This is a genomic window from Nocardioides bigeumensis (assembly GCF_039531755.1).
In the GTDB taxonomy this organism is placed as follows: domain Bacteria; phylum Actinomycetota; class Actinomycetes; order Propionibacteriales; family Nocardioidaceae; genus Nocardioides; species Nocardioides bigeumensis.
On sequence record NZ_BAAAQQ010000012.1, the window covers coordinates 199,421 to 220,543 of the forward strand.

18 protein-coding genes and 1 tRNA gene are annotated in these 21,123 nt (G+C 72.6%); 9 read left to right on the forward strand and 10 right to left on the reverse strand.

Features of this window, described 5'->3' with window-relative positions; translation table 11 throughout:
* Nucleotides 1-8: 8 nt before the first annotated feature.
* Nucleotides 9-1,586 carry a molybdopterin-dependent oxidoreductase gene (locus ABD295_RS13460; protein ID WP_344304268.1) on the forward strand — a complete coding sequence of 526 codons (1,578 nt, stop codon included), beginning with the start codon at nt 9-11 and terminating at the stop codon, nt 1,584-1,586.
* Nucleotides 1,587-1,645: 59 nt separating this feature from the next.
* Here the strand turns inward: ABD295_RS13460 and ABD295_RS13465 are convergent, their stop codons facing one another.
* Together ABD295_RS13465 and ABD295_RS13470 are read right to left on the reverse strand one after the other, a co-directional pair.
* A complete protein-coding gene (locus ABD295_RS13465) occupies nt 1,646-3,091 on the reverse strand; it encodes an aminotransferase class I/II-fold pyridoxal phosphate-dependent enzyme (RefSeq protein ID WP_344304269.1) in 1,446 nt (481 codons plus the stop codon).
* A gap of 65 nt (nt 3,092-3,156) precedes the next feature.
* Nucleotides 3,157-4,422, reverse strand: coding sequence for a peptidase C39 family protein (locus tag ABD295_RS13470; RefSeq protein ID WP_344304270.1), 1,266 nt, complete (start codon nt 4,420-4,422; stop codon nt 3,157-3,159).
* 99 nt (nt 4,423-4,521) lie between these two features.
* Here ABD295_RS13470 and cysS point away from each other — a divergent pair, with 99 nt between their 5' ends.
* The 3 genes from cysS (at nt 4,522) to ABD295_RS13485 (ending at nt 8,580) form a co-directional block, all read left to right on the forward strand.
* Complete coding sequence (cysS, locus tag ABD295_RS13475; RefSeq protein ID WP_425574072.1) at nt 4,522-5,928, forward strand: cysteine--tRNA ligase; 1,407 nt, start codon at nt 4,522-4,524, stop codon at nt 5,926-5,928.
* Entirely contained in the window at nt 5,928-6,896 is a 969-nt protein-coding gene (gene rlmB, locus ABD295_RS13480) for a 23S rRNA (guanosine(2251)-2'-O)-methyltransferase RlmB (protein WP_344304272.1), read from the forward strand. The genes cysS and rlmB overlap by 1 nt, the downstream gene beginning before the upstream one ends.
* An 85-nt stretch (nt 6,897-6,981) precedes the next feature.
* Nucleotides 6,982-8,580, forward strand: a complete 1,599-nt coding sequence (locus ABD295_RS13485) for a metallophosphoesterase family protein (RefSeq protein WP_344304273.1) — start codon at nt 6,982-6,984, stop codon at nt 8,578-8,580.
* Between the two features lie 21 nt (nt 8,581-8,601).
* On the opposite strand, the gene ABD295_RS13490 is transcribed toward ABD295_RS13485, so the two are convergent.
* Together ABD295_RS13490 and soxR are read right to left on the reverse strand one after the other, a co-directional pair.
* On the reverse strand, nt 8,602-9,840 hold the full coding sequence (locus ABD295_RS13490; protein ID WP_344304274.1) for a DUF4032 domain-containing protein: 1,239 nt from the start codon (nt 9,838-9,840) through the stop codon (nt 8,602-8,604).
* A 29-nt stretch (nt 9,841-9,869) separates the two neighbouring features.
* The gene (gene soxR / locus ABD295_RS13495; RefSeq protein WP_344304275.1) at nt 9,870-10,319 is read right to left on the reverse strand and encodes a redox-sensitive transcriptional activator SoxR; all 450 of its coding nucleotides are present in this window, start codon (nt 10,317-10,319) and stop codon (nt 9,870-9,872) included.
* A 106-nt stretch (nt 10,320-10,425) separates the two neighbouring features.
* Here soxR and ABD295_RS13500 point away from each other — a divergent pair.
* Nucleotides 10,426-10,497 (forward strand) — tRNA-Thr (locus tag ABD295_RS13500).
* A 404-nt stretch (nt 10,498-10,901) separates the two neighbouring features.
* Here ABD295_RS13500 and pdxY read toward each other — a convergent pair.
* Both pdxY and ABD295_RS13510 read right to left on the reverse strand, forming a co-directional pair.
* Nucleotides 10,902-11,753: a pyridoxal kinase PdxY gene (pdxY, locus tag ABD295_RS13505; RefSeq protein WP_344304276.1), complete on the reverse strand. Its 852-nt coding sequence runs from the start codon at nt 11,751-11,753 to the stop codon at nt 10,902-10,904.
* Between the two features lie 30 nt (nt 11,754-11,783).
* Nucleotides 11,784-12,836: a hypothetical protein gene (locus tag ABD295_RS13510; protein ID WP_344304277.1), complete on the reverse strand. Its 1,053-nt coding sequence runs from the start codon at nt 12,834-12,836 to the stop codon at nt 11,784-11,786.
* Nucleotides 12,837-12,903: 67 nt separating this feature from the next.
* Here ABD295_RS13510 and ABD295_RS13515 point away from each other — a divergent pair, with 67 nt between their 5' ends.
* Genes ABD295_RS13515 through ABD295_RS13525 form a run of 3 tightly spaced genes read left to right on the forward strand, consistent with a single transcriptional unit; the run spans nt 12,904 to nt 15,320 of the window.
* Nucleotides 12,904-13,635, forward strand: coding sequence for a DinB family protein (locus ABD295_RS13515; protein WP_344304278.1), 732 nt, complete (start codon nt 12,904-12,906; stop codon nt 13,633-13,635).
* Entirely contained in the window at nt 13,628-14,359 is a 732-nt protein-coding gene (locus ABD295_RS13520; protein WP_344304279.1) for a DinB family protein, read from the forward strand. Before ABD295_RS13515 ends, ABD295_RS13520 begins: the two co-directional genes overlap by 8 nt.
* 10 nt (nt 14,360-14,369) lie before the next feature.
* Nucleotides 14,370-15,320 (forward strand): aldo/keto reductase, encoded by a 951-nt coding sequence (locus ABD295_RS13525; protein WP_344304280.1) that lies wholly within the window; start codon nt 14,370-14,372, stop codon nt 15,318-15,320.
* A gap of 104 nt (nt 15,321-15,424) precedes the next feature.
* On the opposite strand, the gene ABD295_RS13530 is transcribed toward ABD295_RS13525, so the two are convergent.
* Entirely contained in the window at nt 15,425-16,207 is a 783-nt protein-coding gene (locus tag ABD295_RS13530) for a dioxygenase family protein (RefSeq protein ID WP_344304281.1), read from the reverse strand.
* Between the two features lie 46 nt (nt 16,208-16,253).
* Nucleotides 16,254-16,967, reverse strand: a complete 714-nt coding sequence (locus ABD295_RS13535; protein ID WP_344304282.1) for a uracil-DNA glycosylase — start codon at nt 16,965-16,967, stop codon at nt 16,254-16,256.
* Nucleotides 16,968-16,989: 22 nt separating this feature from the next.
* Between ABD295_RS13535 and ABD295_RS13540 the strand changes: the two genes are divergently transcribed.
* Nucleotides 16,990-17,415 carry a hypothetical protein gene (locus tag ABD295_RS13540; protein ID WP_344304283.1) on the forward strand — a complete coding sequence of 142 codons (426 nt, stop codon included), beginning with the start codon at nt 16,990-16,992 and terminating at the stop codon, nt 17,413-17,415.
* Here the strand turns inward: ABD295_RS13540 and ABD295_RS13545 are convergent, their stop codons facing one another.
* Nucleotides 17,416-19,665 carry an alpha-glucosidase gene (locus tag ABD295_RS13545; RefSeq protein ID WP_344304284.1) on the reverse strand — a complete coding sequence of 750 codons (2,250 nt, stop codon included), beginning with the start codon at nt 19,663-19,665 and terminating at the stop codon, nt 17,416-17,418. It lies immediately after the preceding gene.
* 2 nt (nt 19,666-19,667) lie between these two features.
* Nucleotides 19,668-21,122 (reverse strand): pyridoxal phosphate-dependent decarboxylase family protein, encoded by a 1,455-nt coding sequence (locus ABD295_RS13550; RefSeq protein ID WP_344304285.1) that lies wholly within the window; start codon nt 21,120-21,122, stop codon nt 19,668-19,670.
* Between the last annotated feature and the right edge of the window lies 1 nt (nt 21,123).

Below are 21,123 nucleotides of genomic sequence, written 5' to 3' on the forward strand. Positions count from 1 at the left end.
ATGTCCTCATGAGCACCACGGCGCCGCATCCAAGGGACTCCCGTGCCCTCTGGGCGCTTGCGGGCCTGGGTGCGGGGCTCGCCGGACTGGCGGTCAGCTACGCCGCCGCGCTGGCGCTCACCGTGCGCCAGTCGCCGGTCGTGGCGGTCGCCGAGGCCGTCATCCGGCTGACGCCGGGAAAGCTGGCCGAGTGGGCGATCCAGACCCTCGGCCACTGGGACAAGCCGGTGCTGGTGACGACCATCCTCGGACTGCTGGTGGTGTTGTTCCTCGTGGCCGGGTTGCTCACGCGACGGGCGTGGCTGCTCGGCCTCGCCGTCTTCGCGGGGTTGTCCGTGCTGGGCCTGGCGGCGGTGCTCACCCGTCCCGGCGCGACCGCGTGGGACGTGCTCCCTCTCGCAGCCGGGTTCGGGACCTGGCTCATCGCGTTGAACCTGCTGACCGAGCCGCTGCGGCGGCTGCGCGAGCACGCGACGGGCAGTCCCTCGTCGCCCCTCGAGCCGGGCGGACCCGGCTTCGGGGAGGAGCGGCGCACGTTCCTCCTGCGCGCCGGCGTGCTCGGCGCGGTCGCGATCGGAAGCGGTGTCCTGGGCCGGTTCCTTGGCCGTGGCCGCCGGCACGTCGAGCAGACCCGCAACCTGCTGCGCCTCGACGGCGTGACGCGACCGCGGGTCCCAGCGGAGGCGAGGATCGGGCTGGACGGGGTGTCGTCGTGGCAGACGCCGGCGGACGAGTTCTACCTGATCCACACCGCCATCGCGATCCCGACCCTCGACCCCGACGACTGGCAGCTGCGCATCCACGGCCTGGTCGAGCGGGAGATCGTGCTGACCTACCAGGACCTCATGGACCGGCAGATCACCGAGGCCTGGATCACCCTCAACTGCGTCTCCAACCCGGTCGGGGGCTCGTTGATCGGCAACGCGTGGTGGAGCGGGGTGCGGCTGGCCGACATCCTCGCCCTGGCCGCGCCGCTCGAGGGCGCCGACTGCGTGCTCCAGACGTCGGACGACGGATGGAGCTGCAGCACCCCGCTGGCCGCCCTGACCGATCCCGGGCGCGACGCCATGCTCGCGCTGGCGATGAACGGCAAGGCGCTGCCGCTGGAGCACGGGTTCCCGGTGCGCACGATCGTGCCGGGGCTCTACGGCTATGTCTCGGCGTGCAAATGGGTCGTGGAGATGGAGGTGACGAGGTTCGCCGACGTGTCGGCGTACTGGACCGAGCGCGGGTGGAGCGAGCAGGGCCCCGTCAAGCTGGCCTCGCGCATCGACGTGCCGCGGTCGGGCACCGAGGTGGCCGCCGGCCAGGTCGAGGTCGGCGGCGTCGCCTGGCGGCAGCACGTCGGGGTCGAGGCCGTGGAGGTCGCCCTCGACGGTGGTGCCTGGCAGCCGGCCCGGCTCGCCGGCGTACCGACCGACGACACGTGGGTGCAGTGGGCGGCGACGCTGGAGGTCTCTCCCGGCGACCACTTGCTGCGGGTGCGCGCCAAGGAGAAGGGCGGCGACTGGCAGACCAGCGTCCAGCGCGACGTCGTCCCCGACGGCGCCACCGGTCTGCACGAGATCGACTTCACCGCGACCTGACGGTCGGGGTCTCGACCACCGGGGTCGTTTCACGACCTCCTAGACCGCGGTGACCGGGGTCAGCGCACGACGCGCAGCGTCTCGAGGGTCGGGTCGGCGGCGTAGGCGACGCGGGTGCCGCTCGCTCTGGCGGCCCGCAGGCCCTCGAGGATCTCGTGGGTGACCAGCTCGCCGGGGGCGAGCACCGGCACGCCGGGCGGGTACGGCGCGACCAGCTCGGCGCTCACCCGGCCGGCGGCGTCCCGCCACGGGAGGGCCTGCCACGCGGCGAAGAACGCCTCGCGCGGCGACAGCTCCACCTGGGGGCGGACCTGCCAGCTCAGGGCGGGGACGGGCGCGCGGGGCGGACCGGCGTGGCGGCGTACGGCGGCGACGAGCGCGGCCTCGAGGCGCGCCAGGGTCTCGTCGTCGTCAGCCACCGTGGCCATCGCGACGAGGGTGTCGCGGTCGGCCATCTCGACGGGTACGCCCGCGGCGACGAGGTCGCGCTCGACGAGGACCCCGTCGGCGCCGGTGGGGGGGAGCAGCACCACGAGCTTGGCCGGGTCGAAGCGCCCGGCCGGGAAGTCGGCGGGACCCAGGACGCGGAGGTCTGGCACGGCGGCGGTCAGCCTGTCGCGCAGGTCGTCGAGCCGTCCGAGCAGGGCGCCGAGGAGCTCCTCGCCGCGGGCCGCGAAGAGCGCCCGGGCGCCGTCGAGACCGGCCAGGACCGCGCCGGCCGGGCTCGTGGTGTTGCCGGCCTCGAAGCCCGCCTCGAGACGGGCGGCGTCGAGCCGCTCCGTCCGGGCGAGGGCGAGGGCGCCCTGGCTGTAGGCAGGCCAGGCCTTGTGGGCGCTGGTCACCATCGCGTCCGCGCCGAGCGCGAGTGCGTGCCGCGGGACGCGTGCGTGGAACCCGAGGTGGGCCCCCCAAGCCTGGTCGACGACGAGCGGCACGTCGTGGTCGTGCGCGACGCCGGCGAGCGCGGCGACGTCGGAGACGGTGCCGAGGTAGCCGGGCTCGACCGCGAGCACCGCCCGCGCGCCGGGGGTGGCCGCCATCGCCCCGGCGACGTCGGCAGCCTCCAGTCCCAGAGGTACGCCGCTGCGCGGGTCGATCCGCGGCGCGACCCAGACCGGTTCGAGCCCGGCCAGCGCGAGGCCCACGAAGGTCGACCGGTGCGCGGTCCGGGCGACGACGACCCGGTCACCAGGGGTGCCCAGCGCCAGGCACAACGCCTGGTTGGCGTGCGTCGCGCCGCCCGTGGAGAAGCGACACCACTCCGCTCCCCACAGCCGGGCCGCCCGCGCCTCGGCGTCGGCGAGGGTCCCGGCCGTCTGCTTCACGTCGTCCAGTCCGCCGAAGAGCGGCACGTCTCCCGCCAGCGCGCGGGCCAGGCCGGCGTCGAGCCAGTCCGCCCTGCCCTTGTGGCCGGGGATCGTGAAGGGGGTGCGGCCGGCGTCCAGGTGGGTCAGATAGGCATCCAGCAGGGGCGCGTCACCGCGGAGGTCGTCGGGTGGCGCCATCGGGCGAGGCTAGTCCCCCGATCGGTGTGCCCCTACCAGTTGCCTACCAGTTGCCTACCAGTTGCCTACCAGTTGCCGGGGCTCGCCGGCAGCGGGTGCGCAGCGTCGTGGACGACGTACGCCGTGCCGCCGGAGGCGTCGAGCCAGGCTCGCTCGAGCTGGGCGCGTGAGTAGGTGCGGCGAACGGTGGCGTTCGAGGTCGCCGCCGGGTCGTTGACGACGACGTCGCCGGTGCTCGTGAAGCCGACGACGACCAGCAGGTGGCCGTTGCTCGACGAGATCGGGGCGCCGGTCAGCCCGCCCTTCCCGAAGGCGATCGAGACGACGACGGGGATCCCTGCGGCGACGAGCTGCTCCGCCTCGGTCAGGTCGCGCAGGCGGGTCACGAAGGCGCTGCCGCCGAGGGGACGCATGCGGGCGGCGGCGTACGCCGCGTTGAAGGACCAGTTGCCGGTGCCGTCGTACCCGTGGTCGTAGACCGCGCGCGCGGTGGCGTCGACCCACGGATCGGGATCCCCGGCAAGCGCCCACGACGGGGCGGGCGGCAGGGCGCCGAAGTAGCCGAGCACCATCGCCAGCGAGGTCGGTGAGCACCACGCCTCGCCGCCGCCGCCCCACTGGGGGAAGTGACCGCGGTGCGTCATCTGGGAGTACGCCGGCACGTCGAGCACCACGCCGCGGCCGACGCCCGGGGCGCTGGTCGGACCGGCTGGCGTGGCTGCGGAGGTGACGGCGCCGAGCGACTCGACACCGACCGCCGCCTTCGTGCCGGCCTTGCGGGCCAGGGTGACGCGGAGCTGCCAGCGGGTCAGTCCGGCCGGCGCTCGCCACGTGTCGACGGCGACCGAGGCGAGGTCGTCCTTCTGGCCGGAGAGCGTGGTGCGACGTACTCGCTTGTCGCCGGTCGCCCAGCGGGCCAGCGTGTCCCAGCTCGACCGGCGGCCGTCGGTGGCGCGGCCGCGCACCTCGACGGCGATCCAGCTGCGCTTGGTGGTCGTCGCCTCCCAGGAGGCGACCAGCTCGTCGAAGGCGAAGCCGCTGTCGACCCAGGGGGAGCGCCAGCGGCCGGTCTCGTACGTGGTCGCGCCCAGGCGGGCCCGGCCGGGCGCGGGCGCGTCGAGGGTGAGCGCGTCGCCGGTCACGGTGACGCCCCTGGGCTTGCCGGCGGCGAGCTCGGCGGCGCTGTCCCACCTCGTGAGCGAGACCTCGGACGGAGTCTGTTGCGGTTGCCGGGCGGCCACGGCAACGGACTGCGCGGGAAGCGTCGCCAGCAGCAGGGTTGTCAGCAGCAGGGTCGTCACGAGACCGGCGGCAGGGGGAGGAGCGCGCACACGAGACGATAACCCGCGACGTCACATCTGTCCCAGGAGTCACAAACCCGGGTCGCAACGATGCGGGGCGACGACCTCGCTCTCACTAGACTCCGCCGGGTGAGTCTCCGCCTGTACGACACCGCGACCCGCGGGGTGCGCGACTTCGTCCCCCTCGAGCAGGGCCGGGCGGGCATCTACGTCTGCGGTCTCACCGTCCAGTCGGAGCCGCACGTCGGGCACGTGCGGTCGGCGGTCAACTTCGACGTGCTGCGACGCTGGCTGACCAGGCAGGGCTACGCCGTCACCTTCATCCGCAACGTCACCGACATCGACGACAAGATCCTGGCCAAGGGCGAGGCGCAGGGGCGGCCCTGGTTCGAGGTGGCCTACCTGATGGGCCGCGAGCTCGACAGGGCGCTCGACGCGATCAACGTGCTGCCACCGACCTACCAGCCCGCCGCCACCGGCCACGTCCCGGAGATCCTCGAGCTCGTCGGGCAGCTGATCGCCCGCGGGCACGCGTACGCCGCCGAGGACGGCTCGGGTGACGTGTACTTCGATGTCCGGTCGTGGCCGGCGTACGGCGAGCTGACCCGGCAGAAGGTCGAGGACATGGAGCCCGCCGGAGACGCCGACCCGCGCGGCAAGCGGGACCCGCGCGATTTCGCGCTGTGGAAGGGCTGGAAGAAGGAGACCGAGCCGCAGACGGCCGCGTGGCCGAGCCCCTACGGTCCCGGCCGGCCCGGCTGGCACATCGAGTGCTCCGCGATGGCGGGCAAGTACCTCGGCCCGGCGTTCGACATCCACGGCGGCGGCGTCGACCTGCGCTTCCCCCACCACGAGAACGAGCAGGCCCAGTCGCGCGCGGCGGGTCACCCGTTCGCGTCGTACTGGCTGCACAACGCCTGGATCACCACCGCGGGCGAGAAGATGAGCAAGTCGCTCGGCAACTCGCTGCTCATCCCCGCCGTGCTCCAGCGGGTGCGGGGGATCGAGCTGCGCTACTACATGGTCGCCGCCCACTACCGCTCGCACGTGGAGTTCTCGTTCGAGGCGCTTGACGACGCCGCGGGCGCCTTCCGCCGGATCGAGGGCTTCCTCGACCGGGCCGGCGCGGACGAGGCAGCGACCGACCTGCCCGACGTCTTCGTGGCCGCGATGGACGACGACCTCGGCACCCCGGCGGCGGTGGCGGCCATCCACGACTGCGTCCGCGAGGGCAACAAGGCGCTCACGGACGGCGACGACGACGGCGTACGCCGCGTGGCCGGCCAGGTCCGCGCGATGCTCGACGTGCTCGGCCTCGACCCCGCCGACCCGGCATGGGGCTCGACCGGTGGCAGCGACGACGCCCGCCTCACCTCGGCCGTCGACGCCCTGGTCGTCGGCCTGCTCGCCGAGCGAGGGGAGGCGCGGGCCGCCAAGGACTTTGCCCGCGCGGACGTGATCCGCGACCGGCTCAAGGCCGCCGGCATCGCGATCGAGGACACCCCCGAGGGACCGAAGTGGAGTCTTGAGACCTGATGGCAGGCAATTCGCAACGCAAGGGCGCGATCCGCAAGACCGCCAAGAAGCCGACCGCCGGGTCGGGCGGACGGGTCAAGCGCGGCCTCGAGGGCAAGGGCCCTACGCCGAAGGCCAAGGACCGGCCCTACCACAAGGCCCACAAGGCGGTGGCGCGCGCGCAGCGCGACCAGTCGGCCCGGCCCAAGCGTCGTACCACCAAGAGCTCGGACGCCGAGTGGATCGCCGGGCGCAACCCGGTCGTGGAGGCGCTGCGCGCCGGCGTGCCGGTCAACGGGCTGTACGTCGCCGAAGGCGCCGAGCGTGACGGGCGGCTCCGCGAGGCCTTCGCCCTGGCCGCGGAGGGGGGCGTCGGCCTGCTCGAGGTGAGCCGCACCGAGCTCGACCGGATGACGGCCGGCGCGGTGCACCAGGGGCTGGCGGCGCGGATCCCGGCGTACGAGTACGCCCACCCCGACGATCTCCTCGACACCGCCGCGGCGCAGGGCGAGCCCCTGCTGGTCGTGGCGCTGGACTCCGTGACCGACCCACGCAACCTCGGCGCCGTGGTGCGCTCCGCGGCCGGCTTCGGCGCCCACGGCGTGTTGATCCCGGAGCGCCGGGCGGCGGGCATGACCGCCTCGGCGTGGAAGACGTCGGCGGGGGCGGCCGCGCGGACGCCGGTCGCCCAGGCGGTCAACCTCGTGCGCCAGCTCAAGGCTTACCAGGACGAGGGCTGCATGGTCATCGGCCTGGCCGCCGACGGCGACGCCACCCTGCCCGACGCGATCGCGAGCGGGTGGGCCGACGGCCCGCTCGTCATCGTGGTCGGGTCCGAGGGCAAGGGGTTGTCGCGACTGGTCGCCGACACCTGCGACCAGCTCATCTCGATCCCGATGGCCAGCTCGCTCGAGTCGCTCAACGCCGGGGTCGCGGCGTCCATCGCGCTGTACGCCGTCTCCCGGGCCCGCGCCGGATCCGACGGCTGATCACCGGGCTGATCACTGGGCTGATCATTGGGCTGATCCGAGCGTTCCGGCCGTCGGGCGCTGGGCGCGTCGTTAACGTGAAGGAATGCCCGACTCCCCGCGGCCCCGTCGGCGGCTGTTGACGCGCCGTCGCGTCAAGCTGCTGGTGCGTGCACTCGCGTGGACCGGGATCTGGGTGGTGCTGACCTTCCTCTTCGGTCTGGTGATCTTCCTCAACAGCAGCCGGTCCCTCGTGCTGGCGAGCCACGACGCCGTGCTGCGGCCCACCACGTCGGGCTGGGTCGAGGTGCTGCCGGGGCCGGTGCTGCCCGACGTCCGGTTCCCCTCGGGAGCGCGACTCGGGGTCGAGGTCTACCTCGGCAAGACCGAGGCCGAGTCGACCGAGGCGCTGATCGAGAGGTACGCCGTCATCGCGGCGCAGCCCGACGGCCAGAAGGCCAAGGTCGCCGCAGCGCTGCGCGACATGGTGGTCAGTGCGGCGCTGAGGGGCGGCACTCTCGGGCTGGTGCCGGTGGGGATGTGGTTCCTGCTCGGCAGGCGACGCCGTCGCGAGCTGACCCACCGGCTGCGCAACCCCTTCTACCTCGGCCTCGGCGTCGCGGTCGTGACCACCAGCCTCGTGATCTGGGAGCCGTGGGCGGACAGGGACCCCCAGCTCTCCGACAACCTGGAGTGGCAGACCATCGCGGACTGGCTCGGGCCCGAGGTCCCGCTGCCCGAGGAGGTCCAGGCCCTCCAGATCCGCGGCGACGTGACGACCGCGCAGACCCGGCGGCTGGTCGAGAGCGCGGTGGACACCTACGACAAGAGCCTCGACTTCTACAACCGGGCCGCCGACGACGCTGCGCTCCTCGCCCTCCGCGAACCCGCGGACGACGAGACCGTCGTCGTCCTCGTCTCCGACCGCCACGACAACATCGGCATGGACCGGGTCGCCCGCGCGATCGCCGACCGCGGCGGCGCGACCGCCGTCTTCGACGCGGGCGACGACACCTCGACGGGTGCGGAGTGGGAGGCGTTCAGCCTCGACTCGCTCAACGAGGCGTTCTTGGACCTGGACCGGTACGGCGTGGCGGGCAACCACGACAACGGTCCCTTCGTCGCGTCGTACCTGTCCGACCTGGGCTGGACGATGCTCGACGGCGAGCTCGTCGAGGGTCCCGGTGGGATGACCCTCTTCGGCGTCGACGACCCGCGCTCGAGCGGTCTGGGCAGCTGGCGCGACGAGACGGGGCTGTCCTTCACCGAGGTGGGGGAGCGGCTCGCCGACGCGGTCTGCGCCACCTCCGAGCGGGTGGCGACGCTGCTGGTGCACGACGCGAACCTCGGCCGGCAGACCCTCGAGCGCGGTTGCGTCGACCTCGTCGTGGGCGGCCACCTGCACGTGCCGAAGGGACCCGAGCAGTTCCTCGGCCCCGACGGGGAGATCGGCTACAGCTACACCACCGGCACGACCGGCGGGGCGGCGTACGCCATCGCGCTGGGCAGCAAGCCGCGGCGCTCGGCCGACGTCACCCTGCTCACCTACCGTGACGGTCGCCCGATCGGCCTCCAAGGAGTGACCCTGCGGACCGACGGTCTCTTCGTGGTCGGCGACTTCGTCGAGCTCGACGGCATCGACGGCGGTGACGACAGTGCCGACCCCACTGACATCGGCACTCCCCGCACGTCCCCGTCGTCCTAGTCCTCGGTGGTCGAGGGTGTGTCAGGCCTCGAGATCCATCGACGGCCGGATCGCCGGCGCCGAGGTGATCGCCTCCTCGGGCTTCCTCCAGAGCTCGGTGGCGATGTAGTCCCGCGCGGTGTCGAAGATGTCGACCTCGGCGCCGGCGCGCTCGGAGAGGTACCACCGGTGCGTGAGGATCTCGTGGAAGATCTCGGCGGGCTCGAGCTTGCCACGCGCCTCGGGAGGCACCATCGAGATGATGGGGTCGTAGATCTCGGTCATCCAGCGGCTGGCCGCGAGCTGGCGGTCCTCACCGTCGAGGCCGAAGTGGGCGATGTAGCTGTTGACGTCGTTGAGCATCCGGCGCGCCTGGTTGTCCTCGACGAGCATGCCTGTGAGCGACTGCAGCTCGCGCTGGTGGTGGCCGAGCTCCACGACCCGAGGCTGCAGCCGGACCTTGTCGCCGTCGAAGTCGGTCACGATGTCGAGCTCCTCGACGTCGAAGCCGAGCTCGTTGAGTCGTTCGATGCGCTGCTGGATGCGCCACATCTCCTCGGCAGGGAACTCCTCCTCGACGGTCAGCTCGGCCCAGAGCGCGTCGTACCTCTCCGCCAGCATCTCGACGATCTCGTGCGCCTCCACCTCGGCGTCGAGGTTCTCGCTGGCCTGGAGGTCGAGCAGCTCGGCGAAGATGTTCTCGGTGCCGACGGTCAGGTCGTTGCGGCGCATCTGGTCGCTGAGCTGGGGGCGGAGCTCGCCGGTCTCGGCGTCGACGAGGTACGCCGCGAACGCGCCCGCGTCGCGGCGGAAGAGGACGTTGGACAGGGACACGTCACCCCAGTAGAAGCCGGACAGGTGCAGGCGGACGAGGAGCACGACGATCGCATCGACCAGCGAGGGCAGGTGCTCGGCGGTCATGCCGTGCGCGAAGAGGGAGCGGTAGGGCAGCGAGAACCTCAGGTGTTGGGTCAGCAGCGCCGTCGGCAGCGGCTCGCCGTCGGGGTCGACCCGGCCGGTGACCACGGCCTGCGGGACGACGCTGGGCAGGCCGAGGCGCTGGAGGTCGCGGAGCATCGTGTACTCCCGGAAGGCGATCGGCTCCTGGGTCTCCTTGACGGCATACGTCTTGGCGCCCAGCCGGACGATGCGGACGACGTGTCGCGAGAGCCCGCGGGGGAGCGGGACGACGAACTCGTCGGTCCACTTCTCCAGCGGCACCGACCACGGGAGCGAGACGATCGCGGGGTCGGGCCTGTTCGCCACGAAGCGGAGGGCCACGTGTCGAGGCTAGTGCCTCGCGGGCTCGGCTAGCGGCCGCGCCGGCGACCGGTCGGCTCGAGGAAGGCCGCGCCGGGTCCACGCAGGGCAGCCTCGTCGCCGGGATTGTTCAGCGTGCACGTCTTGAGGCTGAGGCAGCCACAGCCGATGCAGCCGTCGAGCCGGTCGCGGAGCCGCTCGATCCGCTCGATCTGGTCCTCGAGCCGCTGCCGCCAGCTGCTGCTCAGCCGCGACCAGTCGGCCTTGGTCGGTGTGCGTCCCTGCGGCAGGGTCCTGAGCGCGTCGGTGATCTCGTCGAGGCTGAGCCCGACCTGCTGGGCGGCTCTGACGAACGCCACCCGGCGCAGGGTCGGCTGCGCGTACCGGCGCTGGTTGCCCGTCGTACGCACCGACTCGATCAGCCCGATGGACTCGTAGTAGCGCAGCGCGCTCGGCGCGACGCCCGATCTCGCCGACAGCTCGCCGATGGTGAGGACCATGCTCCCATTGTGACGGGTGACCTCAAGTTCGCTTCAAGTTGGAGGCCTTCTGAGCACTCGACTCCGCGCTCGCCTACGATGTGGCTCCGCGTCCACACGTGGATCCGCCGCGTTAGCTCAGTGGTAGAGCATTCGCCTTGTAAGCGAAATGTCGTCAGTTCAATCCTGACACGCGGCTCGATGTCAGCGGCTGTCCCTACTTTGCACCAATGCCTGAATTCGAGTGTCGCGGCTGCGGTCGCGAGAGCAGCGGCCGTCGAGGTCGCGCCTTCTGCAGAAACTCCTGCCAGATGGCGTCGAATCAGCGTGTGCTGCTCGCGCGCTGGTGGGAGACTGGTGAGGGGACGACGTCCTCGCGCGCCCAGCACTACATCCGGTCCCACGTCCTTGCTGTTCAAGGGGGGGCGTGTGCGCCATCTGTGCCGGTGGGACCCAGTGGCAGGGGTTGCCGCTCACATTGGTCCTGGACCACATCGACGGCGACGCAGACAACAACAGGCGTGACGACCTCCGACTCGCCTGCCCAACTGTGACTCGCAGTTGTTGACCTACAAACGCCCACGGCCAGCCGTGCTGACGAGGTCAGCGGACCTGCCGCACCTCGAACTCGCACGCAGGCTCGGCGATGGCGTCCTGGACGGCGATGAGCCGCAGCTCGCGCTCGTCCGACTCCAGCGTCGCCAGCAGCACGGCGTACACCGACGACGCCGTCCGCGCGAGTGCGTCCGCCGGCGAACCGGTCGAGCGCAGGTGGGCGGTGTAGAGGGCGGCGGTGAGGTCGCCGGAGCCGTTGGCCTTCATCGGCAGCCGCGGCGTCTGCACGATCCAGGCGGAGTCACCCTCGACGGCGAGCATCTCGATGGTGTCGGCGGCGGCGTCGGGTCGCTCGACGGAGGTCACCAGCACCGACGACGGACCCATGGCCCGCGCGAGGTCGGCGGACTCCAGGGTCGACTCGAGCGACCCGGGAGAGGTGTCGGTGAGGAAGCCGAGCTCGAACTGGTTGGGGGTGATCAGGTCGGCGACCGGCACGACCTTCTCGCGGATGATCGGCGGGATCGCCGGGTCGACGAAGCACCCCGACTTGGCGTTGCCCATGACCGGGTCGCAGGTGTACGTCGCCGCCGGGTTGGCCGCCTTCACCCGCGCCACCGCGTCGACGATCACCTCGGCGATGCCGGCGCCGCCCTGGTAGCCCGAGAGCACCACGTCGCACGTCGGCAGCACCCCGCGCTCCTCGATGCCGGTGATCACGTCGCGCACGTCGTCGGGCGGGAGCAGCGGGCCGCGCCAGGCGCCGTACCCGGTGTGGTTGGAGAAGACGACGGTGAACACCGGCCACACCTCGTGGCCGAGCCGCTGCAGCGGGAAGACCGCCGCCGAGTTGCCGACGTGACCGTAGGCCACCGAGGACTGGATCGACAGGAACCGCATCCCGTCATCGTCGCACCCGCGGCGCAGCGCTCAGAAGGCGAGCCGGTCGAGCACGGTGGTCACCAGCCAGATCACGATCGGGGCGAGCAGCCCGGTGACGACGGCACGACCGGTGTCGACGTCCCACGGCCAGGTGGAGACGTCGTCGACCGCCTTGTCCGCGGCGGTCAGGGCGGCGATCACGTCGTTCAGGGCCGCGGCGCCTTCGAAGTCGCCCTCGTCGACGAGCTCCTGCAGCCGATCCAGGGTGCGGGCACTGCGTCGACGCAGCGCATCGCGATGGCGGGTCTTCTGCTGAGAGAGGAGGCGGTGCGCGCCCCAGACGGGAGCCAGGAACGACGCGGCGGCGAGCAGGAGCGCCGCGCCGCCGATCGCGGCCCACTGCGCCGTGGTCGCCAGCTGCGACAGGGCGAGCGAGGCCACGACGACGACCGCGACGGTGAAGAGGGTGTTGACCGCCGCCAGTCGCGACAGGGCGTACAACGGTCCGAGCGTGAAGAGGTCTGCGCGCACGTGACGGGTGTAGATCTCGTTGACGACGCGGATCTGGGTGAGGATGTGCGCCGTCGTGATGCCGACCCCCGTCCACACGAGCAGCTGCAGGGCGCCCTCCACGACCGAGGCAGCCGGCGAGGTCATCATCGCGAGCCGCTCGTCGGAGTCCTCCGGGCGGATGGCCATCGCGGCGGCGAGGAGGAGCAGGCCGCCGGTCGCACCCGCCACCAGGGTGCGGGTCGGCAGGTGCACGAGCCGGAACTCCAGCGCCGCCAGCTCCTGCTCGTCTCCCACGAGGAGCGGGCGGGTCTGCGCGAAGGCGCGGACGGCGACGTCGTTGCGATAGTGGTACGACGGCAGCAGGGCCATCGCGTAGACCGGCAGCATCACGTGGATGAAGCGGAAGTCGTCCGGAAACGTGCCGTCCGCCCACGTCACGGCGACGACCGTCAGCACGAGGACGAGCGCGAGCGCGGCGTAGAGCAGGTGCGGTGGGACGCGGCCGCGGCGGATCGCGTCGACCAACCGGTCGAGGGGGCTCGGCGCGAAGGGCCGGGCGGGCGCGGCTGCCGTCACGTCGTGCGCCACGCCTCACCTCCCCGGCTCCCCCAGCGGACGCAGCCACTTGTCGACGTCCGGACCTAGGGTGCCTGCCATGGAGCGTTTCGTCGACAGGGACCTGTCGGGTGCGGAGTTCCGCGAGGTGCTGCTCGACGGCGCCCGCTTCGTGGGCGCCAGCATGCTCGGCGTCACGATCGAGAGTCACAACATCGGCGGGCTCACCATCAACGGCGTGAACGTGGCGGGCTATGTCGAGGCGGAGCTCGACCGACGCCACCCCGAGCGCCGCCTGCTCCGGTCCGGCGACCTCGACGAGCTGCGCGAGGGCTGGCGGCTCCTCCAGCAGCAGTGGACGGCCACGATCGAGCGGCTCCGCCGCACGCCCGGGCTCGAGCGGCGTAGCGTCAACGACGAGTGGTCGCCGATCGAGACGCTGCGGCACCTGCTCTTCGCGCACGACGCGTGGTTCCGTCGTGGCGCGCTGGGCCAGGAGACGCCCTACGGCGCGCTCGGCATCCCGGGCAGCTGGCTCGAGCCGGGCCACCTGCCGGAGGTCGACGCCCGCCTCGACGCCGACGCCGACCCGACGCTCGACGAGGTGCTGGCGCAGCGGCGGGAGCGGGTCGACGAGGTCACGGTCTGGCTGCGGGACGCCACCCCGGAGCAGGGCGCGGCGCCGCGACCCGACCTGACGACGAACGGGTGGCCGCCGCACCAGCCGGAGTACTCCGCGCTCGAGGCGGTCAAGGTGGTCCCCGAGGAGGAGTGGTGGCACCTGCACTACACGCTGCGCGACCTCGACCTCATCGAGGCGCAGGATGACTGACGACCACCCTGACGTCGACGACCTCGACCTCACGGGGTGGGTGGTCCGCGAGACCGTGCTCGACAAGTCGCGCTTCGTCGGCGTGGTGATGCGCGACGTCGAGCTCGACGGGCTGATCACCAACCTGACGGTGAACGGCGTCGAGGTGACGGCGTACGTCGAGGCCGAGCTCGACCGCCGCGAGCCGGTCCGGGTCCTGCTGAGGTCGGACGACCTCGACGACCTGCGAGAGGCCTGGATGGTGCTCCAGGCCGGCTGGGCCGTGACGACCGAGCGGCTGCGCCGGATGGGGGAGGGGGCCGCGCAGACGAGCGTGGGCGGCGAGTGGTCCGCGGTGCAGACCCTGCGCCACCTGGTCTTCGTCGCCGACGCGTGGCTCCGCGGCCATGTCCTGGACGGGCCGCTCGCCTACCACCCGCTGGGGCTCGGCGCGTCGTTCATGGACGGCAGGCAGCTCGGACTCGACCCCGACGCGCACGTGACGTTGGACGAGGTGCTGGCCGTCAACGCGGAGCGCGTCGACTTCGTGACCCGGGTGCTGGTGGCGGCGACCCCTGACACCGTGGGCGCGCCGGTGCGCGAGCTGCCCGCTGGTTCGTTCCCGGCTCCGCAGCCGGGCAGAACCCTGCTGGACTGCCTGCACGTCGTGCTCAACGAGGAGTGGGCGCACCACTCGTTCTGCGTGCGCGACCTCGACCGCCTCGAGTCAGGCGCCGCGCCCTAGGGTCGCCCTCATGGAGATGACCTACCGCCCGCTGGGCGACTCCGGCCTGCTGGTGAGCGCGGTCGGCATCGGCTGCAACGCCTTCTCCCGCCGCGTCGACGCCGACGGTGTCGCCGAGATCGTGGCCGCGGCGCGCGACACCGGGATCACCTTCCTCGACACCGCCGACGTCTACGGCGGCACGTTCGGTGGTTCGGAGGAGCTCCTGGGCGCGGCGCTCGAGGGGCAGCGCGACGAGTTCGTGCTGGCCACCAAGTTCGGCCACAGCGAGCCCGGTCCGGCCCTCGGCGCCCGCGGCAGCCGGGCCTACGTGATGCGCGCCGTCGAGGGCAGCCTGCGTCGTCTCCAGACCGACCACCTCGACCTCTTCCAGCTGCACGTGCCGTGCGACCTGACCCCGATCGAGGAGACGCTGTCGGCGCTCACCGACCTGGTCCAGCAGGGCAAGGTGCGCTACATCGGGTGCTCCAACTTCTCCGCGTGGCAGCTGGCCGACGCCGACTGGACCGCCCGCACCGCCGGGCTCGAACGGTTCGTCTCGTTGCAGAACGAGTACTCCCTCCTCGAGCGCGAGCTGGAGGACGAGGTGGTGCCGGCCTGCGAGGCCTACGGCGTCGGGGTGCTGCCCTACTTCCCTCTTGCGCGGGGGTTGCTCACCGGCAAGTACCAGCCCGGTGCTCCGGCTCCGGAGGGGTCGCGGGCCCACCAGGAGCTCGACCGGGCAGCGTGGTTGCGCGACGCCGACTGGGAGCGGGTGACCGCGCTGACGGCGTACGCCGAGGAGCGCGACCTGACCCTCCTCGACGTCGCCATCGCCGGGCTGGCCGCGCAGCCGATGGTCGCGTCGGTGATCGCCGGCGTCACCTCGGGCGACCAGGTGCGGGCCAACGCGGCCGCGTTGCGCTGGCTACCGACCGAGGCCGATCTCGTCGCCCTCGACGAGCTCACCGAGGACGAGTGATCGAGCGCGTCCCGGTGATCGAGCGCGTCCCGGTGATCGCGCGTCGCTGTGATCGTGCGCGTCGCGGTGATCGAGCGCGTCGCGGTGATCGAGCGCAGTCGAGATCAGGCGACCTGGAGCGAGCGCTTCGAGAGGCCCATCCAGAAGCCGTCGATGACCTGCAGGCCGGGTGCCTCGGGGTCGGTGGCCGCACCGAGGGTGACGAAGAGCGGGGTGTAGTGCTCCACGGTCGGGTGCGAGTAGGGCATGCCGGGCGCCTGGTGCTGGTATGCCGCGAGCGCGTCGACGTCGCCGCGGGCCAGCGCCTCGCCGGCCCAGGCGTCGAAGTCGGCCGACCAGCCCGGCACCTGGGCGTCGATGCGCCACTCGGTGAGGAACGGCAGGCCGTGGGTCAGGAAGCCCGACCCGATGATGAGCACGCCCTCGTCGCGCAGCGGCCGGAGCCGCTCGCCGAGGGCCAGCAACCTGGTGGGGTCGTCGGTGGGCAGCGACATCTGCAGGACGGGGATGTCGGCCTCGGGATACATGATCTTGAGCGGCACCCAGGCGCCGTGGTCGAGGCCGCGGCTGGGGTGCTGGTGCACCGGCTCGTGCGCGGGCATCATCGCGGCCACTCGTTGGGCCAGCGCCGTGGCGTCGGGAGTGTCGTAGGTCATCTCGTAGTAGCGCGGCGCGAAGCCGCCGAAGTCGTAGACCAGCGGCGCCTGGCTGGCGCTCAGCATCACCGGCGCCGACTCCCAGTGCGCGCTCACGATCAGGATCGCCTTCGGGCGCGGCAGGTCCTGGGCCCAGGCGGCCAGCTGCCCCGACCACAGCGGGTCGTCGAGCAGGGGCGGGGCCCCGTGGCCGATGTAGAGCGCGGGCATGCGACCCGACGAGTCAGTCATGGACACCATGCTACTCCCGATAGTTCAACTTTCAACTTGCGTGGGATCACGCAGGCAGTGCCCAGTCGACGGGCGCCCCGCCCTGCTCCTCGAGCAGCGTGTTGACGCGGGAGAACGGCCGGGAGCCGAAGAACCCCCGCGACGCCGACAGCGGCGACGGGTGCGCGGACTCGACCCACGGAACCGAGCCGAGCAGCCCCTTGAGCGACTGGGCGTCGCGCCCCCACAACACGGCCGCCATCGGCGTGCCCGCGGCCGACCGAGCGGCCAGCACCTCGATCGCGCGCTCGGTGACGGCCTCCCACCCGCGGCCCCGGTGCGAGGCTGGCTCGCCGGGCCGGACCGTGAGCACCCTGTTGAGCAGCATCACGCCCTGCTCGGTCCATGCGGTCAGGTCACCGTGCGCAGGCGGCTCGATGCCGACGTCCGTGCGCAGCTCCTGGTAGATGTTGCGCAGGCTGCCCGGCAGCGGACGTACGTCGCGGGCGACCGCGAAGGACAACCCGATCGGGTGCCCGGGCGTGGGGTAGGGGTCCTGCCCCACGACGAGCACCCGCACCTCGGCCAGCGGTCGCGCGAAGGCCCGCAGGATCGCGTCGCCGGCGGGCAGGTAGGGACGGCCGGCGGCGACCTCCTCGCGCAGGAACCGCCCCATCGTCGCGATCTGCTCGTCGACCGGCGCCAGCGCCTCAGCCCAGTCGGGGGCCATCAGGCCCTTGTCCACGAGTCCCGCCAATGCCGATCCCGAGGGCGCGCTCATGCCGGGACCGTACAGTGCCGAGGTGACCCGCCGCCCACGAGCGCCGAGGCGTGCCCGCGTCAGCGACGTCCGCGAGATCGCCCTGTCGATGCCGGGCACGAAGGTCGTCGAGGGCGGCCAGGGCGTCTATCAGGTCGCCGGGCGCAGCTTCATCTTCTTCCGCAGCCGGCGGCCCGACGCCTTCGACCCGGAGACGGGCGAGCGCTACGACGACGTCATCGTCTTCTGGGTCGCCGACGAGGGCGCCAAGCGCGAGATCCTCTCCGAGGAGGGCACGCCCTTCTTCACCACCCCGCACTTCGACGGCCACCCGTCGGTGCTGCTCCGGGGCAGCCGGATCGGCGAGCTCGACCGTGACCAGCTCGCCGAGACCGTGTACGACGCCTGGCTGGCCCGGGCCTCCAAGACCGCCGCCCGCAAGTGGCTGGCCGAGCGTGGGCTGTCCTGACTATCGACCGGTGTCGAGGAAGGTGAAGGCGTCCAGCAGGTTGTCGGTCCAGGGGTGGTCGGCGAGGACGAAGGCGGCGGGCCGGCCCAGTGGGGCCTCGACCTCGGCGGTCTCGCCGGCGGTGTACTCCCGGCCGGTCCAGACGTGGGTCCACGTGCCCGACGGGAAGGTGAGCTCCACCTTGTCCTCGCCGGCCGAGAGCACCGGCGCGACCAGCAGCGCGTCGCCGAGCATGAAGATGTCGTCCTGGTCGGCCGCCGACGCCTGCGGCCCGGCGAACCACACGTGCCGCAGGGCAGGTACGCCGGTTGCCGCGGCCCGGGCGACCACGTCGCGCCGGTACTCACCTAGCGCCGCGTGCAGGCGCGTCATGCTCGCGAAGGCCGCGGCCGTCTCCGGCGTGTCGTAGACCTGCACGTTGTCATCGGGCCGGTTGCCCTCGTGGGTGCGCATCACGACCCCCAACGCCTCGAGCTCGGCCCAGCGCTCCAGCAGCTCCTCGGACCGGGTGTAGTCGCGCACCACCGCGTCGACCGACGTGTAGCCGCCGACGTCGCTGTGCACGAGCGGCCAGCCCGAGACGCCGGCCGACAGCATCGCGTGCAGCGCGGACGGCAGCCCGTCCTGCTCGCTCCAGTCGACCAGCTGGTCGCCGGCCCAGAAGAGCGGCACGTCGCGGGCCTGCCCGAGCGCGCCGCTGCGCATCCACGTCACGCAGTCGGGCAGCTCCGCGCGCCGGCAGGCCAGCGCGACCGTGCGCGCCCACAGCGCCGGCCACCGGTTGTGGGCATACGCCGGAAGCCCGTCGTCCAGCTCGGCGTCGTACGGCAGTCCCTCACCGAAGTCCGCCATGAAGCCGCTCACCCCGTCGGTGAGCACCTCGTCGGCGATCACGTCGGCGAACCACGACCGCGCCCGCGCGTTCGTCAGGTCAACCAGCGACGCCTCGAACCCGCCCTGGTCCAGCTCGTAGGTGCCGTCGCCGGAGCGGCGTACCAGGAAGCCCGCGTCGGCCGCCTCCTGCCACAGGTTGCGGATGCCGCCGTCACCTCCTGGGCGCAGTGACGCGTCCACCAGGAACGGGTTGACGTACGTCGTCACCTGGATGTCCTGCTCCGCGAGGTCGCGGACGAGACCTCTCCAGCCCGGGTACCACGCGTCGTCGCGCTGCCAGGTCCACCACAACCGGTCGCCGAACGACGTGATCCGACGCCCGGTCCAGTCCTGGATCCACACCGCGGAGATGTCCGCGTCCGCGGCGAGCAGGGTGTCGAGGTGCTCGCGCACCTCCGTCGTCCCACCCTGGAGCCCGACGATCGCCCCGTCCAGCGGCCACTCGGCCAGCGGCGCCGCCGGTCCGCCCTGCTGCGCGGCCACCAGGCCCGCCGGGTCCAGCGCGGAGGTGACCTCGGCGCGCAGCCGGTTGCTCCAGACCTCGAGCACGACGCGCCCGGGGTCGCGCAGGTCGGCGACGGCGAACGCGTGCGAGGTCTCCTCGTCCGGGTCGAGCCGCAGGCCGCGCAGGTCGTCGGTCACGAAGGAGGACCATGCGCCGTACGTCATGTCCTCGGTCCCACCCGCCCCGCCGTTGGTCACGTCGGCCAGGAAGGTCAGCGGTTGCTGGCCGCGCCCGACGCCCTGCTCGCGCACGACGATCGGCAGCAGCCTGCCGTCGAGGTCCCACCCGGCCGTCTGCGCGCCGAACCCGTGCACTCCGGCGCCCTCCGACCTCCCGGAGACGAGTCCCACGGCGTAGAGCCCGCCATCGGTCACCACGTCGATCGTGGCCCCGCCGGCCTCGCGCGGCCGCACGGTGACCGTGTACGGCGCGCCGTTGCCGATGCCGGAGAGCCGGCCGGTGATCTCCACCTGCTCGTCGGTCGGGGTCACACCGGTGACCGACTGGTCGCCGAGCCTGTCCTCGATCGTGACCGTGGGCCAGAAGTAGCCGCGCCGCTCGTCCCAGGCGACCGACCCGCGTGCGCCGGTGACGAAGGCGCCCCTGTCGGACGCCCACACGACACGTTCGCCCTCACGGATGCTCAGGCCTTCGGCCGCGCTGAGCGTGACGGTCAGCCCGTCGACCTCCCACTCACCCGCGACCCCGCTCGCCACGGTCAGCGCCCCCGCCTCCACGACGTCCAGGTCGTCGTGGGGGAGGACGAAGCGTTCGAAGGCGACGGCCCCGCCGACGGCCAGGAGCACGAGCACGGCCAGCACGACCAGCAGCCGGCGCAGCCACCTGCGCACGGTCAGCTCCCGCCGCTGCCGCGCACGGGACGGGCCAACCGGTCCAGGAACGCGACCAGGAGCGCCTCGCGCATCCGCGGCGACGCGACGTCCAGCAGGGCGTTCACGCCGGCCATCCGGTCGGGAAGGGCGAGACCGCCCTGGTCGGCGTCGTCGGTGCCCACGAGCCCGGACGCCGCGAGCAGGCCGTCGAAGTCCGCGTCCGACAGCGCGGCGGGGTCGAGCGCCTCGATGAAGGCCACCACGTCGGCGTCGACGGCGACCGGTCCCGCCGCGGCCGCGGCCGCCACGGACTCGCCCAGGGAGACGACCAGGTCGTCCAGGTGCGCGGCCGTCGCCGCGCTCACGGACAGGTGGATCGTGGGTGCGGTCCCGGCGTACGACATCTGCGGCTGCACGAACCACCCGCGGGCGGCCATCTCGTCGCAGACGGTGAAGGCGTCGCACGAGCCGTCGGTCGCGATCGTCACGAGCGTCGAGTCGGGCGCGACCAGGACGGAGAGACCGGGCTGCGCCTCGACGACGGCCACGATCCGGTCGACGGCGTCGAACGTCTCCGCCGCGAGCCGCAGGTAGCCCTCGTCGCCCAGCGTCTGGGTCACCGCCCACGCCCCGGCCAGCGGACCGCCGGACTTCGTCGACTGCATCGTCGAGTTGAGCATCGTGTAGCCCGGCCAGTCGGCGAAGGCGAAGTACTGCGGCCGCCGTCCGGCCGGATCGCGGTGCAGCAGGAGCGAGGTGCCCTTCGGGGCGTAGGCGTACTTGTGGGTGTCGACGGAGATCGACGTGACGCCGTCGACCGCGAACGTCCACGGCGGCACGACGCGGCCCAGGCGCGCGGCGTACGGCAGCACCCAGCCGCCGATGCACGCGTCGACGTGGCAGCGGACGCCGCGAGCGCTCGCCGCCGCGGCCAGCTCGGCGATCGGGTCGACGACCCCGTGCGCGTACGACGGCGCGGAACCCACGACCAGCACGGTGCTGTCGTCGATCGCGGCGGCCATGGCCCGTGCGTCGGCCCGGAAGTCCGCGCCGACCGGGACCACGCGCGTCTCGACGCCGAAGTAGTGCGCCGCCTTGTGGAAGGCGGCGTGCACCGTGTCGGGCACGACCATGGTCGGACGGTCTACGTCGGGCCGGGCGTCGCGCGCTGCCTGCACCGCGAGCAGGCACGACTCGGTGCCGCCCGAGGTGACCGTGCCGACGGCGGTCTCGGGCGCGTCGAGGAGGTCGAGAGCGAAGCCGACCAGCTCGTTCTCCATCGCCAGCAGGCTCGGGAAGGCGGTCGGGTCGAGCCCGTTGGTGCCGGCGTACGACGCCACCGCCTCGCGCCCGACGGCGTCGACGTCGGGAAGGCCGGAGTCGTAGACGTAGGCCAGCGTGCGGCCGCCGTGCACCGGCAGGTCGCCGGCCTGCCGGTCACGCAGCGTTGCCAAGACCTGAGCCCGGTCGGTCATG

Bases quoted from the DNA above. Each gene is read 5' to 3' on its own strand.
- soxR (WP_344304275.1), bottom strand. From the start codon at position 10,319: ATGGTCCTCACCATCGGCGAGCTGTCGGCGAGATCGGGCGTCGCGCCG.
- ABD295_RS13550 (WP_344304285.1), bottom strand. From the start codon at position 21,122: ATGACCGACCGGGCTCAGGTCTTGGCAACGCTGCGTGACCGGCAGGCC.
- ABD295_RS13485 (WP_344304273.1), top strand. From the start codon at position 6,982: ATGCCCGACTCCCCGCGGCCCCGTCGGCGGCTGTTGACGCGCCGTCGC.
- ABD295_RS13520 (WP_344304279.1), top strand. From the start codon at position 13,628: ATGACTGACGACCACCCTGACGTCGACGACCTCGACCTCACGGGGTGG.
- ABD295_RS13515 (WP_344304278.1), top strand. From the start codon at position 12,904: ATGGAGCGTTTCGTCGACAGGGACCTGTCGGGTGCGGAGTTCCGCGAG.
- ABD295_RS13530 (WP_344304281.1), bottom strand. From the start codon at position 16,207: ATGACTGACTCGTCGGGTCGCATGCCCGCGCTCTACATCGGCCACGGG.
- pdxY (WP_344304276.1), bottom strand. From the start codon at position 11,753: ATGCGGTTCCTGTCGATCCAGTCCTCGGTGGCCTACGGTCACGTCGGC.
- ABD295_RS13460 (WP_344304268.1), top strand. From the start codon at position 9: ATGAGCACCACGGCGCCGCATCCAAGGGACTCCCGTGCCCTCTGGGCG.
- ABD295_RS13465 (WP_344304269.1), bottom strand. From the start codon at position 3,091: ATGGCGCCACCCGACGACCTCCGCGGTGACGCGCCCCTGCTGGATGCC.
- ABD295_RS13525 (WP_344304280.1), top strand. From the start codon at position 14,370: ATGGAGATGACCTACCGCCCGCTGGGCGACTCCGGCCTGCTGGTGAGC.
- rlmB (WP_344304272.1), top strand. From the start codon at position 5,928: ATGGCAGGCAATTCGCAACGCAAGGGCGCGATCCGCAAGACCGCCAAG.
- ABD295_RS13535 (WP_344304282.1), bottom strand. From the start codon at position 16,967: ATGAGCGCGCCCTCGGGATCGGCATTGGCGGGACTCGTGGACAAGGGC.